The organism is Priestia megaterium, assembly GCF_041941685.1.
Lineage (GTDB): Bacteria > Bacillota > Bacilli > Bacillales > Bacillaceae_H > Priestia > Priestia megaterium_C.
Map to the genome: position 1 here is coordinate 70,698 of NZ_CP130961.1, position 18,525 is coordinate 89,222.

Consider the following 18,525-nt stretch of genomic DNA (forward strand, 5'->3'; position numbering starts at 1 on the left):
AGAATAGCATAGTCTATTCTTAGACCATTCCATTCTTATAGAGTTGCATTTAGTATTTAGAACAGTCACAATGATTGCAATCACAGTGACGATGGCATCTACAATTAGAACGGTGATCATGATGATTATTACATTCATTGTGGTGTTTACAGCTAGAACCATGGTGATGATCGCATTCATTGTGGTGTTTACAGCTAGAACCATGGTGATGATCACGTTCATTGTGGTGTTTACAGCTAGAACCATGGTGATGATCACGTTCATGACGACGTCTACATCTACAACAAAATACAAGACGATTCCAACAATTCATATATAATACCCCCTATATATAGAATAGAATATTATATTCACAATAAAAAAAATGGCTTGTATTAGTGTCACCTAGTCTAAAAAATAGGCTCTACAATATAAAATGGTTATTCTTAAAGAAAAAATCTTGATGGCTACAAGTAGAAAACAATATTTTTCTTTTTTATACATAAATGTTTACGAATTTGAACAAACTAATCAAGAGGATAAAAAGGATTTCCAATCTAGAATCTCATTAACCTACAGAAAAACTCCCTAAGGGAGTTTTTCTATTTTTAAATAGATTTTATAAGAAGGGAAAACCTTTAGATATTACTTAAACATAATGATTAAATATCCCTCGTAACTTCTCGTAAAAATAAGGAGTTGGTCCCTTATAATTGCTGCGGTTAATAATCTTAATATTTGTTCATATGAAATTTTTTTTAGTAACACAAACCAAGCAATTGGGTCATATGCTGATGAATGAAAAATGAAAGGTTGTGAATAAATGAACTATTATGTTTATGTTCCATATTATCCTCTGATGCATACCTATCAACCAGCTGATCATAAATGCAAAAATTCATATCCTGTAGACATATATTATACCCACCCTACTTATTTTGATTACCGTTTCTACGCTGTTCCGACTTATCATGAAACAGGATACCAAATGGGCAGAAGAATAGTTAGAAAAGAAAAAGGTGGTCCAGATTTTGAGACTTCATCCTATCGTGATTCCGACCTTGAAACTCCATCTTATCGTGATCCCGTTCTTGAGACTTCATCCTCTTATGATCCAGATTTTGAGGCCCCATCCTATCGTGATCCCGTTCTTGAGACTTCATCCTCTTATGATCCAGATTTTGAGGCCCCATCCTATCGTGATCCCGTTCTTGAGACTTCATCCTCTTATGATCCAGATTTTGAGGCCCCATCCTATCGTGATCCCGTTCTTGAGACTTCATCCTCTTATGATCCAGATTTTGAGGCCCCATCCTATCGTGATCCCGTTCTTGAGACTTCATCCTATCGTGATCCAGATTTTGAGACTTCATCTTATCATAATTCCGACCTTGAGACTTCATCTTCTCATGGTCCAGATTTTGAGGCTTCATCTTATCGTAATTCCGACCTTGAGACTTCATCCTCTCATGATCCAGACTTTGAGGCTTCATCTTATCGTAATTCCGACCTTGAGACTTCATCCTCTCATGATCCAGACTTTGAGACTTCATCTTATCGTAATTCCGACCTTGAGACTTCATCCTATCGTGATTCCGACCTTGAGACTTCATCCTCTCATGATTCCGACCTTGAGACTTCATCCTCTCATGATCCAGACTTTGAGACTTCATCCTCTCATGATCCAGACTTTGAGACTTCATCCTCTCATGATCCAGACTTTGAGACTTCATCCTATCGTGATCCAGACTTTGAGACTTCATCCTATCGTGATTCATTCCTAGACAATTTATACAAAGATGGTCCATATGGTGATATAACTGTAGCCTACCCCTTCAAAAACGATATAACCAATGGAACTAAATAAAAAACGTAAACGAAAAAGCAATTGCTGAAAAGAGGAATAAGTTATATAAAAGGGCCGTATCCTTTTTTATGTAATTAGTTTAGACAAAACTTATGATAATAACAAAAAACTAATTTTTTATTTATCATAAGTTTTAAATAACATATTATCATTATTAGATAAAGCTTTTAGCAACGAAGCATCAGCAAAAGATTACAATAAAACAACAGAAAAAAACTATCTCCATGACAAGATAGTTTTTTCTGTTTTGAGGATGTATATAATATACAAAATATCTTACATAAGCAGTTTAATGGGAAGTTCGTTCCCCAATGAAATTTATCTATCAGTTTGATTTGTATTTATTACGATTGGAAGGTATGATTTTTAACGGTCTCATCATGTCATGGTCTTCATGTTCTAAACGATGACAGTGCCATACGTAGTCTCCAGAAAATGGCTGAAATTTCATGATGATTCTTACGGTTTCTCCTGGACCTACTAGAACAGTATCTTTTAAACCAAAATCAGCTGGGAGAGGAGCTACCAAGTTTCCATTTTGATCATAACGATCAAGGACACGAAAATTAACCAGATGTACATGAATAGGATGAATTCCGGGGGTTAAATTCACTAACTCCCATATTTCAACAGAATTAAGTAAGGGTGTTTCTGTTGCTGAATCCATCCACTCCTTATCGTCAAATAAAAGCATAAGACGTCCAAATTCGTCTTGTGAGTCATTTAATGTCAATCGTCTTATCTTTTTCACTTTATTTAATGGAATACGGTCAATATGGCTCAAGAGAGATGGAAGTCTGCTCTGATCAGGACAAGATAAAAATTTAGTTACTTGGAATTCCATTATCTCGCCGGTTGGATTTTCTGATTCAAAACCATCTTGTAATATTACATTTTTCCCTTCCAATCCTGAAAAATCAATAACAATATCGATTCGTTCAGCTGGTGAAACATCCAAACTTTTCACTTTAATTGGACGGGAAAGAAGGCCACCATCAGTTCCAATTAAAGCAAAAGGGCGCAGGTTGCTTAATTGGAACTGATATGTTCGAGTATTGGAAGCGTTTAATAAACGGAATCTATATTTGCGAGGCTCTACTTTTAAAAATGGCCAGACTTTCCCGTTAACCGTAATGGTATCCCCTAAAAATGAAGGAACAATTGAAGGGTATGGTAAATTAGGAGATGGATTGTCTGGTTGTGCAGGATAAAAGAGCGAACCGTCTGGATTAAATGTTTTATCTTGGATAATTAGAGGTACCTCGTATTTACCCTTAGGAAGTGACAGGGATCTTTCTTGCTCATCTCGAATGAAGTAAAGTCCCGCAAGACCCGCATACACATTCAGACGAGTAACCCCAAGTGCATGGTCATGATACCAGAGAGCAGTTGCTCTTTCCCCATTCGTATAATGATAAATTTCTTTCATAAAGTGAGGACCTGTTTGTCGAAATCCTCTTGTAAACCATGCTTCGGGATGACCATCACTAGCTGGTTCTGAGGGGCTTCCATGCAGGTGTACAACAGTTCTTACTTCTGGATTATGACTAGCTCCGTGAATGGTTTTATCCACTGGTAAAAAATGTTTTTCAGGTAAGTTGTTTGCCCATCTCACATATATGGGTTGATTTTTTTCTACATTAAAAGTTGGACCTGGTACTAACCCATTATAGCCCCATACCTTGGTTTTAGGTAAATCCCTATGAAACTTGTGTAGTGTTTCAATCATGCATACATCATAAAACGGCCTACCTTTATACAGTCCCTTTGGTCTGATTATTGAAGGAATTGGAAGGATATCAACAAATTTTTTTAACTCCAAACATTTTTATCTCCTTTTATCTAACAGAATATATTAATGGACTATATTCTATTAAATAAATATTTTTTTGCTTGTATACTTGTCCATATTTATTAAATTAAAAACAATTATGTATGCATATACTATGCAATCTCAGTTACCATAATAAAAATTATAAGTAATCATAAAACAAAACCTTTCTTTTCTGTTTTTAGATGTATATTGTATATAACATTAGTTTACATATGAGTTTTCTCAGTATTAAAAGCCCCTTCAGTTCATTAAAGGGGCTTTTAATGCGTGATAAATAGATTTAGAAAAAAAGTAAGGTGAAGGTTAAATTAACTACCAAATAAATTATATTCATTAGCCCACTTTAAGTGAATTGTCCAGTCAATAAAAATGAACTAAAAACGGCCCATGAATTAATTCATGGGCTGTTTACCCTCCTAGCAAAGGATGAAAATAAAGATAGAGCAAGAGATCTGTCACGTGTAATATATGTTGCTGGCCATTACGGAGTAAATTGTCCGTATGAATAAAACAAAAATAATTTAAGAAACTACCGAGATGGATGAATCATTGTTTTGAGGTCATCTCCTTAAGAACAGAAAAAATCCCTTCCAACCAACGGGGATTTTTCTGTTTTTAAGCTATATATGTTTAGTTAACACAATATAATTTCCATAAATAGGTAATTCCATTTTAGATAAAAAGTTGTATTTTACTCTTTCGGGTATACTTGCCTAGTGGTAAGTACACTCAGAGCATCCTTAACTTTTCTTGCAAAGGAGAGTGGCTGATCAATAGACTCGAAATGCATAAACATGAGACGAGGTTGATCAAATAGCCAATGATTATGAACAGCTGTTACGATGATGCCATGTTCTCGAAGCTTAGTGATAAATGGATTGATTTCAGTCTGCAAAATAACAGTTTCTCCACTGCAAAGAGCCTGACCATCTCCTGTCATAGACTCGAATGTAAACATTTGAGGGATTAGTAAAAATGATCTTCCTCTTCTCCCAAGAACCTCAGGGTGAATGTTTGTACGAGATTTCATTACTGTACAAATTCCATTCTCAAATGTATGCATGGATCCCCCCAGAATGTTATTAAATCTGTCACAGAGATTAGATGAGTTACTATAATCAGAAGTTATGGCTCTACAATCAGGATAAACATTACGTGTAGTCAATACACTCAATGCATCTCTAACTTTTCTCGCAAAAGAAAGTGGTTGATCAATAGATTCAAAGTGCATATACATTAGACGTGGTTCATCAAATAACCAGTGGTTATGAACAGCAGTTACTATGATGCCATGCTCCCTAAGTTTACTCATGAATGGATTAATTTCATCTTGGAGAATTACTGTTTCCCCAAGACATAAAGCTCTCCCATTTCGATCAACGTCTTCAAAGGAAAAAGCTTGTGGTACAAACATGAAAGATTCTGCTCTTCTCCCTAATACTACAGGATGGAGATTGGTACGAGATCTAGTTGCAGTACATACGCTATTAATAACACTTGGCGTTGAGTCAAGTATTCTTGCAAACTCTCGACAGAGTTCAGATGGTTGATTGTCCATGTTCCTCATGAAAATGCCTCCTATAAATAACATATAATCTTGTTATAATATGTACTTACATAAATTAAGAAATGGGCAATAGTCTACTACCGTTCTCTTTAGATAACTTTTTCTGTTTTTAAGATGTATAAGGTATATAAATCTAGTTAACATAATGAGTGTCATCCGAGTTAAAAGTCATTGGAACTGATGATTCAAACGTTTTTTTCAATATCAGAACATGCCCAAACTCTTTTCATTTAGTTGCATATTTTACTAGTACAAGCACTATATAACTTTATGAAAGGATGAAAATTAATGCCCTTTAACTTTAGAAAAACTTTAATCGTTATGGAACTGATATTCCAAGATGTGTTAAAAACAAACTTTGTAATCCCTTTATATCCAACTACATTTAGAGAAACCATTATACCTATCCCTACGCCTTTAGGAGTTACAGATTTGCCACCTAACATTTATTTTGATCTTGATAATCGATTTAATGTAGAACAAGAACAAAGAATCAGAGATGCCATTAGTGAAACTATGTTGGTATGGGCTACTCATATGAATGAAAAATGGAATGGCGGAACAAACACTGGAGTTTCACAAATGGCAGCTTGTATAAACATATATGCAACACAGAATTTACGCCCTGCTTGGTATAGTGAATCACCTATTCAAAATGGACTAACAGCTACTAATATAGCTATGGATCAGTTTACTCAACTTATACGTGATAATGGATTTAGGCGTTCCCCACGAGCGAAAATCTTCGCTGCTCCACTTAACAATAATACTATTGTCTTTGCATTAACTGCTTTTACTCAGAATTTTGTACCTTTATCATTTATTGTTGATCCAACCTTAATTGATATTGCTACTCTAAATTTTATCACTGGTTCTATGATGCACTCTTGGCTACATTGCGCAGGATTCTTCGACCCTAATACAACTAGTTATTTCAACACGGAATGCTCAATGTGTGTCATGAGAGGATTTCGACCTAAAAATCCTGATATGCCTGATAACCTTTATTATCAGTTTTTCGATTAACTAAAAGTGTACGTATACCTTATACACTTTTAGTTAACATAATGAATTTTATTGGAAAGAAAACTTTTTTTATAAATTACCCTAAAGGCTTTCCATATAGGATTCAGATTATATTAGACAAGCACACAAGCACTTTCTTGATTAAAGAATAGTATATTAAGAGAAATGAGAAAGGAGGGATTATAGTGGGTAAATGCCATGAAAAAAAACATGAACACAAACACAACTGTGAATCTATCCTCCAGAAAGCCTTTGAAAAACTTTTAAAAGAAATCTTCGAAGATCATCATAAAGATTGCCATAAAGATCACCATAAAGACAAACACGATTGTGGATGTCATAGCTAAGATTAACATTATTATAAAAGACCCTTTAGTGGGGACAAGCAATAAAAGATTGATTTCTTGTCTTAAATACTAACCCATAATTTAAACGATTTACTCAGGATGCTGAAAGGTATCCCCAATTTAGAACCCTAAAGGAAAAGCTTCTGTTGCAACAGAGGCTTTTTCTCTTTTAGACTGTATACAATATATAAAACTAGTTAATATAATGTGCCTCACTTATACAAAATGTTTGTCCTATCTTAGGACAAGCATACAAACATTTTATTACTCAATGAATAAGATATATAGAAACTAATAATGGAGGTGATAAACATGTGTAAATATTATTGCAAGTCAAAAGATAAGAAGTATAAAGAGGACAAGCATAAGGAATATAAATGTAAAAAAAATAAAGAATACAAGTCTAAATGTAAAGACAAGAAACACGATGGTTATTCTTATTAATTAATTAATTTATTAGTGTAAGGTCTCTATTTCTTATAGGAAGTATAACAGGTTTTTAAGGAAACCTGTTATACTCATCAAAAAAGCCTGCCTCTTTTGCTTTAAAAAGGGCAGGCTTTTCTTTCTACAGCATCTATAAGAAGTAGACGCAAAAATAGTATAAATCTTAAATAACACCAGTACTTGTCCACACCCTTTTTTATTACTTTGCATAATATAAAAGTGAGCATCCTCCTGCTCTTCCAATAGATCGGTTCTTATATTACTACTGTTTGGTGAACAGTAGTTTTTTCTTTTTTAAGCTGTATATGTTACACACGTTTAGTTAACATAAACAAATTATCGGCATACACCTCAAATGTAACGCCTAATTTTCATTAGGACATTCACCTATACAACTTTTTTGTAATAGTCTAATAAAGCATCAAGGAGGCTATTGCATGATGAAGTTATTTAAAGATATTGAAAAAATTAATCAAACACATCTTTTAACCTGGCAAAATGACGCATTAAGAGCTTTTAGTACAAAAATGAAAGATAGAGAATATCTCTTTCCTTATATTCCAGCTACTCAATCTTTTTCACTTGGACATCTAAGATATGGGTTTGTAGGTCACCCTGAAAGTAATCAAACATCTATTGAATTAGCCGGTTTACTAAAAGAATTCACCATAAATTGTAAAGATTATGGAAAGTACACAACTTTAATTATATTCTTTGAAACCCCTCAGAATCTAATTACTAATAGCACTGTCGAAGATTTTGAATTATTGTTTTGGAATCAACTTAGTAATTTAAATAAATTGGATGAAAAAGATTGGCCCAGTCATATTCCTCAAAACCCCTCGGAGCATGAATCGGAATACTGTTTTCATGGAGAACAATATTTTATGTATTGTGCTACCCCAAAACATGAAGAAAGAAAAAGTAGATATTTCCCTTGTATGATGATGGCTATTACTCCACGTTGGGTTCTTCAAAAATTTAATAAGAACGAAAGATATGCTAAAAAGATTAAAGAACAAGTAAGGGAAAGGATTAAGAAATACGATAATATCTCTACTCATTCTGCTTTAAATAGTTATGGAAATATAGATAATCATGAGTGGAAACAATACTTTTTAAGAGATGACGATACTGAGTTACCTAAATGTCCGTTTTTAAGAAGCTTGATTGATAAAGAGGACTAAAGAAAAGTGTAGTAGGTTCTTTTATTAATTAATAAACATTATATAAATCAGATTAGGAAGAGCAAACTACTCAAGATGTCTAAAAGCATCGAGACTAACTTCTAATTATGTCACTGAAAAAACTACTGGTTCCTGATAAGTCAGTAGTTTCTTCTATTTTTAGACTATATAAATTAAGGAGGCACAAAAAACGGAGGATAGGGGGTTATGCATTCCATCATCCAAGTTATTCTCACTACACTATATGTTTTTGTTACCAATTAAGTAACTTGCCTATTAGAAGAATAAAGATTTATATCTTGAACAAACTACTCAAGACGCCATAATGCTTCAATCCTTTAGCTAAATAAATGTAGCAGAAAAAACTACCTCTTTTGACTGGGAAAAGGTAGGTTTTTCTGTTTTTAAGCTGTGTATGATATACAGCTTAAAAACATATTCTCAGGAGAAATAAAAAGCTAGCTCGCTTATTCAATAGAATCTCTTAATTTATTTCTTAGTTTGTCAATCCATGTTTCTTCTGGAAACTCTGCTAAGAATGAGTCAGCAAATGCTGCTATATCATTTCCTACTATATCTCGTACATTTAATCCATCACTGGCACTATTCTCGAACATCTCTAAAATATTCTTTAAAAGCTCCAACATGCCTGCGCCCTTAGCAAAGTTCCACATATAACTTTCAATTGCTTTCATAGCCTTTTTATATTCTTCAGGTAATTGATTTACTCTTTCTTTATATACACGATATTCTCGTTTTTCTCCAATCATCTTTTTAAACATTTTTTTGCTCCTTTATTTCATTCATTTTTTTTTCTAGAAATGACCAACGCTGCCAAAAATCATTTAATTCTTGTTCTCCCTTAGTATTTAGTGTGTAGAATTTTCTCGCGGGTCCAAGCTCAGATTTTTTTCTTCTCAATCTCCACGAGACCTTTTTTCTCTATTCGAACAAGAATCGTATATACAGTTCCTTCCACAATATCATCGAAGCCTAATTCATTTAGATATCTAGTTATTTCATACCCGTAGGTTTCTCCCGTTTGAATCTTTTGAAGTACTACTCCTTCAAGAACTCCCTTAAGCATTTCAGTTAGATCCTTCATATATCCTCCTTACAAGCTACTTAGTAATACTTATTACTACTATATAGTATTATTAAGTAGGTGATATGTTAAACATTTTTAAAATTTTTTTACAGTTAACTTGAATAAGCGAAATTTTTAAACAGAAAATTCCAAACCCAGGATAGATAAATTTTGATACTTTGAACAAACTACTCAAGATGCCTTTTGGTATCAAAACTAACTTCTAATTACGCAACAGAAAAAACCTACTCTTTTGACTGGGAAGAGATAGGTTTTCTGTTTTTTAAGCTGTATACGATATAAAATGTGAGTTAACATAATGAATTTTACAGGAAGTTATAAATTAGAAGAGGAGATCATATTTATAACCTCCTCTTTCCCTACATTAAAAATATTTTATTATTGAATCATCATTATTTTTTTAACACTGGTATCCATATTTCGCTTTTAAAAGTCGGTGATGTTACATCTTTATGTTCATTCCATAAAATTTCTGGTCCCTCTACCTGTTCATAATTTGAGGATGGAAACCATTCCGAATATATCCGTCCCCATACATCCTGCAATGTGTCAGGAAATGGCCCAACTGCTTCAAATACAGCCCATGTTAAAGCAGGTACTTCAAGTTGTATCAAATTATCAGGACATTCCTTAGTTGTTGCTACACCGATATAGTGATCAAGCTCCCCTTTTTCCTCCATTCGTTCTCCAGAAAAATTCATCGATGCACTAAGCAGTCCCAGTGGGTTAACATTAGAAAGTTTTTTTAATTTATTTATCGTTTCATCGCTTAAGCTTTCCCACATAGCAGCAATCTTTGGGTTAACTCCGTGAAAAATTATAGGCACTCTTTCTTTAATACCGACTATATGAAATGCCTGTTTTTCTTCAATTCGATAGTTCATTTCATTTCCTCCTTTAATTGATAGCTGAAAAGTCATTTGTGGATAAGCTTTAAGTGAATAACCATTCTTTTTGGCTTCTGAAGGAGTTAGACCATGTAAGTTTTGAAAAGCTCTTGTAAAAGAGTCTGGTGAGTTATATCCGTATTTGAACGCAATATCAATGACCTTCATCTTATTATCTTTAAGTTCGAATGCTGCAAGAGTAAGGCGTCTTCGGCGAATGTATTCTGACAAAGTAATACCTGCAAGAAAAGAAAACATTCTTTTAAAGTGATACTCAGAGCAAAGAGCTAACTTTGCTACTTCTCTAAAATCTATATCCTTTGTTAGGTTCTCTTCGATATAGGTTAAAGCTCTATTCATATTTCTAAGCAAATCCATTTATATGACCTCCCTTACCATCAGAATAGCAGAATTGAAATGGGTCTATCCGACATTTCATGCACAATTATGTAGGTTTTTCTCTCCATAAGTTCTTACGAACTTGAGCAAACTACCCGGGATGTTACCAAACATCGACACATGTAACTAAATTCTGCAACCGAAAAAACCCACCTCTTTTGACTGGGAAAAGATAGGTTTTTTCGTTTTTTTAAGATGAATATAGTATACAACTTTAGTTAAGTCGGGTAAGCGAGGGGCATCACTGCCCCTGACTCCCCTAAGAACCGTACGTGAGCCTTTCAACTCATACGGCTCAAGCCTCCCATTGCAGGTCCATTTACTGTCGTATCTTCATCACATACCGTATTGGTAAGTAAAACGTACGCCGACGCTCCAAATGGAGGTATACATAACAGTACGTTTCTTTCGTCAGAAGATGGCCACAACCTTATGTTCCTACGAGAGACCAACGAGAAGTTAGCTCCCTTTCGGGCCTATCATGGGTTTGTCCGTAAGGACGATAGTATCCATCTAGTTATACAGTTTCCTGCTTTCCTGTTCTCTTTCGAGATAACGGCATTCGCTTTCTCTCGTATCCTTTACCCTCTGTCACATCGTTTGACTTCACAGTCATCCTACTGTTTGCACAGATGACAAAGGGCTTACCAAGTTCCGCATCTTATAGATACGACGAGGTTAGGTGGGTTCTTTACTCCGGGCAAGATATGGGACGTGTCACAGCAGCATTATGAATCTGCTTTTCCTCTTGCCAATACCCAGGCAAATCTGTGCACTATCCTGAGCTAACACTGACGAAGCCTACAAACCTTCACTAATGTTCACCATACTCATCTTCCCCTAGCAGTGTTCCGAGTCGTGCACTGACTCTCTGTTTCCGCATTTCCGCATGCAACCCACGAGCCCGTTACCAGGCCCACAGTTTTGGACGGGGATAGTTTTTGCGTCTAAACCAGTGGCGTGGGCCACACTATATAAAAGCGACTTCTTGTCGCACCATAATCAATATTCTAGGAATGAAAAGGAAGCTTAAGAGTTACGTTAATAGTTCTTAAGCTTCTTTTTTCCAATGTCCAGGAATTACCTTACTTAAAAACGGAATATGGAACTTTAAAGAAATTAATACCATTGGCATAAGGTCCGTATTCATATTCACCAAATATAATCACAATGCCACCACTCGTGTAATAAAATTGGTCTTGAGTTAAGTTCACAGATTTAAAATCTTTAACCTCGAATCCAGCTCCTTTTTTATTACGCACAATCATTTGGTCACGAATATATTTATTCACCTTACCTAATTGAGTTTGATTTTTAATGACGTCTTTCAAACTAAGTTGCTTAGCTTTTAATAAATCATAATTGTAAGTACCAATCCAAGCATTACCGTGTGCACCACCAGAGTACTCATCATAGGTAATAGAAATACTTAAAATATTATCTTGATTGTAGGGTACAGAGTATTTCATATTTTGATAATAAGGGCCTGGTGACCAACCGTTTTCGCGGTCCTCTTTCTCCTGTTCTTTTAATTCTTTATTTGCTTGCTGAGTTTCTTTAGCAAGGTTTAAGAATTTTCTATTGAAACTAGCCTCAAATGGTTTATTAAAAAGACCAGATGCTTGTGGATAGCTAATATTACTTGCTAATGATTTTTTTGTAACGGTTATTCCAAAGGCTTGGATTTTGTCACTGGGTGCTCTCTCATACTTGATACTAGACGATTTTTGAGCATATAAATCTTTTGATACACCGTAAATTCCACCGTATTTTCCAGAATAAGAATAAACACGATATATTTGACCCTTTGATACTTTTTTAGCAGCTACTAATTTATTATTTTTAATGTTGTAAAGACTAGTATTCTTTAAAATTGTAACGCGCCCTATTTGTCCTTTAACGAGTTCTTGATTTCCCCACATTACTTTGGCTTCTGCCTGTGTATGTGGAACGAGTGGCGAGAATAATACAGCAAAAACTAAAATAAAGGCTATAACTTTTTTGAACCTTTTCATAAATGCCCCCCTGAAATATTTTGTAGGGTTTTAAAACTGATAATTTACAATTTCCAAAAAAACCCAATCAGAAGTATAACACAAATTAACAGTGAATAATGATTATTTATATTGTTTTCGTAGAAATAATTGTCAAGTTCCTTTATGTATAATCCATTGATTTACAGTTAATATAATGTACTTTATCAGCAATTGCTAAGTGTATACAGAAAAGGTAAATAAAAAAAGCTAGCATCTAGCTAGCCCTTTTTTAAACAAAATAGGTTTAATGATTAGCATCCTCCAACGAAGCCGCCAAAACAAGAAGCACCGATAATGATTAACAGGATAAACAGTACAATAATTAAAGCAAAACCACTGCCAAAACCACAGCCGCCTCCACCGTAACCATATCCGCCATAGCAGCAACCGCCACCATAACCTCCAAAGCCCATATTTTCACCCCCCTATATGCTTAATACTCTTAAGATATGTATAAAAAATTAAAATGTTAGCCCATACTCTGAACCAGTGAAATAACAGGATTTTTGTAGATATATATAAACCCTTTAGATTAGTTTACATAGAATGAATGAACCATCCGGTTTAAGCCCCGTAGATCAGTTACCTCCCTAACGGATTTGCAGTTGTTAAAAAAACAGAAAAACCCCCTGCCGCCTGGAAGTTTTTCTGTCTTTTAGATGTATATCATATATATGTTTAGTTAGTGTAATGGATTTTATTGGAATTCATTATCTGAAAAGGTTTTGAATATTATTAGAGAAGGCTCTAGGAATGCCACTTTGATAAAGCCATCTCTATTTTAAAAGAAAAAACAATCTGTCTTCCAATACAGATTGTTTTTTCTTTTTTTGATTTTGTGAATTATGAAGGTGAAAAATGAAGTTAAAAGGATTCTACGTGTGAGACGAAATTTATTCAAGTTACATTATATGCCTACATTTTTCTTTAGGTAACTTGCCTAAATTAATATTTTTCTATCATTTGAACAAACTACTCAAAATGTAATAAAGCATCAGCTAACATCTCTATTTTACGACTAGAAAAACTCCCCATAAGGTAGTTTTTTCGTTTTTTAAGCTGCGTATTTTATACATCTTTAGTAAACATAATCGTTATTCCCAGAAATGATAAGAGCCCCTGTTTTATTGAATAAGGGTTCTTCTTATTTAGTTATTACTATGAGTAGCTACCAAAGCCTCCGCCAAAACAACTACATCCAATAATGATAAGAAGAATAAATAATACAATTAATAAGGCAGCTCCAAATTCGCCGCAATTAGACGTATAAAGAATCCCTTCTCTATTAGATTTTTATCATTTTCATAGATAAAATAGTCCTCTTACTTTTAAGAAACTAGTCTATTATAAATAAATTTAAAATGACCAAACAGGCATATGTAAAAGCCTTTCAATTGATTTAAAAAGGCAGGCTTTTCTTTCTACAGTATTTATCTTAAAAAGAACTACTGCGTGGTGAACAGTGGTTCTTTCTTTTTTTGCTGTAGTGAATATACAGGTGTAGTTAAAATAATACAATTTATAGGTAATAGTCACCTTAATCTTTGATTAATAATACTAAGATTTATCTTGTAATAAAAATCCCTTGAATTATACAAACTCAAGAGATTTCTACATATAATTAATATCTTTATTTATAAAAAGGGGTGAATATATGAATCAAAATATACCTCAGTATGTTGCTTTAACTTTTGATGATGGACCGTCAGCTTACACAATCTCCATTTTAGATATTCTAAAAAGATATAATATATCCGCAACATTCTTTGTTGTTGGTTCAGAAGTGAAAAAATTCCCAGATATAATACAAAGAATTTATAGGGAAAAGCATATCATTGGCAATCATACTTGGAACCACCCTGATATAACAACCCTTTCAAGGAATGAATTGTGGAAGGAAATTAATTCGACAAATATTCAAATCAAGAAAATAATAGGACATTCTCCAGATCTATTTCGTCCTCCCTATAGTTCAATAAATGATAAAAATGCTGATGCTATTAAAAAATTTGGGATGACTTCTGTATTATGGAATGTAGATAGTAAAGATTGGCAGGAGAAATCCCCCTTAAGTATACAAAAGAATGTCATTTCAGGAATCAAGAAAAAGAGTCTCATTGTAATGCATGACGGGGATCAATACGGTAGTGGACCTAGAGACCAAATCGTTACTTCATTGCCTGAAATCATTACATATTTATTGAAAAATAATTATCGTTTTTTAACAGTTCCAGAGTTCCACCAAGTTGCATACAAAATTGAAAAATGGTCCTAAAAGGATGGTTAACTTTTTTATATTCGGCTCAACAGTAAGATAGTTTTTTCTTTTTTAGCTGTATATGATATATATTTTTAGTTAACATAATGAATTAAATCGGAAGCTACACTTAAATCATTTTCAATACCCATCAATAATTTTTAGTTCGATCCATGATAAGACCCTTCCATTTTTTGAGGGCACCCCATATTATAATAAAGGTCTTTATGAGTTCTACATGGAGTGCTTTCCTTGACGGGAAAGTGCCCTTTTATTTTGTTGTCTCCTTCTACTTTTTTGAATTCTTAAAGAATTCTTTCTCCAAAAGCTGAACAAGAGAATCTTTTTTGCTCATACCTTCTTCAATACATCTCTTAGCAAATTCTTTAAATAATTCTTCTGATATATCAGCATTTAAACGCTTAAATCCAGGCAGTGTTTTAAGCATATTAAGCTTCCTCCTAGAATGAGTGCGCACTCAAATAAGTGATAATTAAAGGATATAATTACCATAGACAATAACCAAAATTAAAATGGTTATTTAGTCATTAATTACCTATAACAGAAATCTTGAATATCATAGGGAGGATTAACAAATTAAAATCCGGGGGGCACGATGTGACCAAACTATTTGCTATCAGTGCAGGTATGTCCTTTTTTGCCGTTGCTAAAGCTGAGAATGAAAAAGAAGTACTTACTATTCTTGTTAACCGAGAATTAGAAGAACAAGAGGATTTTGGTATCAGAGCGCATATTGATGACTTTTCGATTGAAGGGCTGTGTGGTGATTTCTTCCATGATGAAAAGGGATCATTTATCGAAGGTCACATCTTAGACTACCCTCGCCATATAAGGAAAATGAGCACTAAAGAGCGTGATACCTATATCCAATCACATGTCGAAAAGAATGCTAGATTTTTTTGGAAAGACAATCCATTTTATGCGGAATTGTACTTGAGGGAATTCAAAAAGTATAAGGCAGCAGGGAAAGACCTAGGAAATACGTTCCGTCCTCATTTTTCGGATGAATTTTATTTCATTACGGCCAAATTAATTATTACTGAAACGGATTGGTACGGAGAAGATTTTCAAATCATTGAAATTGACTTAACTAACCGTAATTACCAGCTTATTTTCGAACTTACTTTAGAGGAATATTAGTTAAGTCGGGTAGGCAGGCACTCTCACGAGCGCCCGCCCCCCTAAGAACCGTACGTGACAGATTTCCCGTCATACGGCTCAAGCCTTCTTTTTATCCGAACAACTTATTTAATACATGGTACATGTACTAATTTAGCCAATTTACCTGTAGAAACCTCTAGGTTTCGCACTGTAACTTTCTCTCCATTTTGTAGAGTCTGCTTACACACTGCACAACGATATCCTTGTTTTCTTGCGAGTTTCATCCTATCGAATGTATTTTCACTATTAAAGACCTTACGGTCTCGTTTTTCCCAATACTCTCTTAGACTCGGATCATCTGGGCTGTTTTTATAAGCTACCATGACATGTCGTTCTATCTTAATCCAGGACATCTTTAACAGTTGAATGTTAGTAAATGGACATGTGAGAGTCCATCTATCATTTCCACCGTGGTTGGGTTTCCTAAAATAACGCTTTGTAATCCATTTCCACGACTTTTTTTGGTGTAAATGTTTAAGGTGTTTGACTAATTTAGAGAAAACATAATGGTCCATATAGCTAAACGTCTGTTTGGAAACGACATGTTTCCAATACTGCCCGTAGCCTCTAATAATAGGGTTTAAGACACGTATAATTTCGTCCTCTCATCATTGTGAACGTATCTTTTATCTTGTTTTTAGCTTTTTGAATACTGTCTTTGCTAGGTTTGATAAATAACTTCTTTCCTTGTCCTGTCTTGTATTGACGCAGCGAAAAGCCTAGAAAATCAAACCCGTCCTCAATGTGTGTAACTCTCGTTTTCTCTTGGCTAAAATTAATTCCTCGCTTTTGTAAGTACGGAGTGAGTTTCCCATACATGCTTTCAGCCTGTTCCTTTGTTTCCGTTACGATGACAAAGTCATCTGCATAGAGAACACGTCCTATCTTACATTTTGGGTCGATTGCGTATCCTCCATTTGGTTTGTATGTCTTTTTATAGACAATACCAATTTCTTCTTCCATACCGCATAAGGCGATATTAGCTAGAAGGGGAGACACCAAACCACCTTGAGGAGTTCCTTCTGTTGTCGTCTGAAGCATGTCATGTTCTATGTATCCCATTTCAAGCCACCTTTTAATGAGAGTGTTTCCTGGAAACATAGACGTCTGTTTCGTTATCCACTTATGATTAAGATGGTCAAAGCATCCTAGAAAGTCTCCCTCAAACACCCATTTTTTCTTGCTGTTGGTGTTAAGCTTATTAAAAAGATTGCTTATGGCATCATGTGTGCTTCGTTTAGGACGAAAACCGTAGGAAGTAGGCTCAAACTTAACCTCCCATTGAGGTTCGAGTGCGTTTTTTACTACATTTTGATAGACTCGATCTCGCATTGTGGGAATGCCCAAAGGTCTTAGCTTTCCGTTTTTCTTCGGAATAAACGTTCTTTTGGCTGGCTTTGGACGATGTCGAAAGACATTGTATTTCACTAGCTGTTGATAAAATTTTATACGTTCGTTTGGTTTTGAGGCCGTGTAGCCATCTACACCAGGTGTACGCTTACCGTTGTTTTGTTGTGTTACTCTGCGAATAGAAAGCAGTAGATTTGCTTTACTCCGGAGGAGTAAACGTTGAAGTTTCCTTACTTTCCTTCGTTGTTTTTGTTGTTCGGCACGATAAATTCTTTGTCGTAACTTCATTACATATTTTTGTATAATACTCCAATCAATAGAGTACCAATCTTTATGCGAGACGTGCGCCGACGCTCGTAGAGAGGTATTCATAACAGCACGCTCCTTTTCGTTAGAAGATAGCCACAAATTTATTTTCGTGTTGAAGACCCATGAGAAGTGGGCGCTCTTTCGAGCCTGTCATTGTCTATAAAGGCGACAGTATCCGTCCAGTTATACAGTGTTTTCTGTTTTCCTGTTCCTTTTCAGGGTAACGGCTTTCGCTTTTTCTCATATCCCATACCCTCTGTCACATCGTTTGACTTTGCAGTCATCCTACTGCTTGCGCAGATGACATAGGGCTTACCAAGTTCCACTTTCTACAGATGCAATAGGGGTAGGCAGGTTCTTTACTCCGGGCAAGATGCGGGACGCATCAGAGCAGCATTATGATTCTACTTTTCCTCTTACCAAAACCTAAGCGAAACTTATGCATTATCTTAAGCTAACGCTGACGAAGCTTACAAACCTTCACTTTCGTTTACCATGCCTATCTTCTCCTAGCAGTATTCTGGACCATGCATTTGTCCTCTGTTTCCGCATTTCCTCATGCAACCGACAGACTCGTTACCAAGAATGCCGTTTCGGATGGAGATCATCTTCGCGTCTAGATGAGTAGCGTTAGCTACACTGTAAGAAAGCGACTTCTTGTCGCACCATAATGTCTCATTTCGGAACACATCACCAAAAAGAACCTTCTTGGGTTCTAGATGGGGCCTTGTTTCTTCTTTATG

The 18,525-nt window shown here is 34.9% G+C and carries 14 protein-coding genes and 2 pseudogenes; 6 read left to right on the forward strand and 10 right to left on the reverse strand.

The window, feature by feature from the left end:
- Positions 1-70: 70 nt before the first annotated feature.
- Positions 71-319, forward strand: coding sequence for a hypothetical protein (locus Q5794_RS28965; protein WP_214986320.1), 249 nt, complete (start codon positions 71-73; stop codon positions 317-319).
- A gap of 483 nt (positions 320-802) precedes the next feature.
- Positions 803-1,846 carry a pentapeptide repeat-containing protein gene (locus Q5794_RS28970; RefSeq protein WP_374989418.1) on the forward strand — a complete coding sequence of 348 codons (1,044 nt, stop codon included), beginning with the start codon at positions 803-805 and terminating at the stop codon, positions 1,844-1,846.
- Positions 1,847-2,171: 325 nt separating this feature from the next.
- Here the strand turns inward: Q5794_RS28970 and Q5794_RS28975 are convergent, their stop codons facing one another.
- The gene (locus tag Q5794_RS28975; RefSeq protein WP_374989419.1) at positions 2,172-3,668 is read right to left on the reverse strand and encodes a multicopper oxidase family protein; all 1,497 of its coding nucleotides are present in this window, start codon (positions 3,666-3,668) and stop codon (positions 2,172-2,174) included.
- A gap of 703 nt (positions 3,669-4,371) precedes the next feature.
- Positions 4,372-5,247 carry a DUF1259 domain-containing protein gene (locus Q5794_RS28980; RefSeq protein ID WP_061860058.1) on the reverse strand — a complete coding sequence of 292 codons (876 nt, stop codon included), beginning with the start codon at positions 5,245-5,247 and terminating at the stop codon, positions 4,372-4,374.
- 288 nt (positions 5,248-5,535) lie between these two features.
- On the opposite strand from Q5794_RS28980, the gene Q5794_RS28985 reads away from it, so the two are divergent.
- Positions 5,536-6,273, forward strand: a complete 738-nt coding sequence (locus tag Q5794_RS28985) for a hypothetical protein (protein WP_214987221.1) — start codon at positions 5,536-5,538, stop codon at positions 6,271-6,273.
- A 1,234-nt stretch (positions 6,274-7,507) separates the two neighbouring features.
- Complete coding sequence (locus tag Q5794_RS28990) at positions 7,508-8,254, forward strand: YqcI/YcgG family protein (protein ID WP_374989461.1); 747 nt, start codon at positions 7,508-7,510, stop codon at positions 8,252-8,254.
- 467 nt (positions 8,255-8,721) lie between these two features.
- Here the strand turns inward: Q5794_RS28990 and Q5794_RS28995 are convergent, their stop codons facing one another.
- From Q5794_RS28995 to yjcZ, 6 genes and pseudogenes are all read right to left on the reverse strand, one after another.
- Complete coding sequence (locus Q5794_RS28995) at positions 8,722-9,036, reverse strand: DUF1048 domain-containing protein (RefSeq protein ID WP_214988556.1); 315 nt, start codon at positions 9,034-9,036, stop codon at positions 8,722-8,724.
- A pseudogene (locus tag Q5794_RS29000) lies at positions 9,029-9,359 on the reverse strand (PadR family transcriptional regulator). The gene Q5794_RS28995 and the pseudogene Q5794_RS29000 overlap by 8 nt, the downstream one beginning before the upstream one ends.
- A 395-nt stretch (positions 9,360-9,754) precedes the next feature.
- Positions 9,755-10,627: a GyrI-like domain-containing protein gene (locus tag Q5794_RS29005; protein ID WP_374989420.1), complete on the reverse strand. Its 873-nt coding sequence runs from the start codon at positions 10,625-10,627 to the stop codon at positions 9,755-9,757.
- 1,106 nt (positions 10,628-11,733) lie between these two features.
- Positions 11,734-12,663, reverse strand: coding sequence for a DUF3298 and DUF4163 domain-containing protein (locus Q5794_RS29010; protein WP_374989421.1), 930 nt, complete (start codon positions 12,661-12,663; stop codon positions 11,734-11,736).
- Positions 12,664-12,935: 272 nt separating this feature from the next.
- Positions 12,936-13,097 (reverse strand): YjcZ family sporulation protein, encoded by a 162-nt coding sequence (locus Q5794_RS29015; protein WP_029319866.1) that lies wholly within the window; start codon positions 13,095-13,097, stop codon positions 12,936-12,938.
- Positions 13,098-13,842: 745 nt separating this feature from the next.
- The gene (yjcZ, locus tag Q5794_RS29020) at positions 13,843-13,959 is read right to left on the reverse strand and encodes a sporulation protein YjcZ (RefSeq protein WP_074684461.1); all 117 of its coding nucleotides are present in this window, start codon (positions 13,957-13,959) and stop codon (positions 13,843-13,845) included.
- Positions 13,960-14,338: 379 nt separating this feature from the next.
- Here yjcZ and Q5794_RS29025 point away from each other — a divergent pair, with 379 nt between their 5' ends.
- Positions 14,339-14,959: a polysaccharide deacetylase family protein gene (locus tag Q5794_RS29025; protein WP_098278596.1), complete on the forward strand. Its 621-nt coding sequence runs from the start codon at positions 14,339-14,341 to the stop codon at positions 14,957-14,959.
- 271 nt (positions 14,960-15,230) lie between these two features.
- Here Q5794_RS29025 and Q5794_RS29030 read toward each other — a convergent pair whose 3' ends face one another.
- Positions 15,231-15,389 carry a hypothetical protein gene (locus Q5794_RS29030; RefSeq protein WP_374989422.1) on the reverse strand — a complete coding sequence of 53 codons (159 nt, stop codon included), beginning with the start codon at positions 15,387-15,389 and terminating at the stop codon, positions 15,231-15,233.
- A gap of 170 nt (positions 15,390-15,559) precedes the next feature.
- On the opposite strand from Q5794_RS29030, the gene Q5794_RS29035 reads away from it, so the two are divergent.
- On the forward strand, positions 15,560-16,102 hold the full coding sequence (locus tag Q5794_RS29035) for a hypothetical protein (protein ID WP_214988563.1): 543 nt from the start codon (positions 15,560-15,562) through the stop codon (positions 16,100-16,102).
- 104 nt (positions 16,103-16,206) lie between these two features.
- Here the strand turns inward: Q5794_RS29035 and ltrA are convergent.
- Positions 16,207-17,845: pseudogene (gene ltrA / locus Q5794_RS29040) on the reverse strand (group II intron reverse transcriptase/maturase).
- Positions 17,846-18,525: the final 680 nt, after the last annotated feature.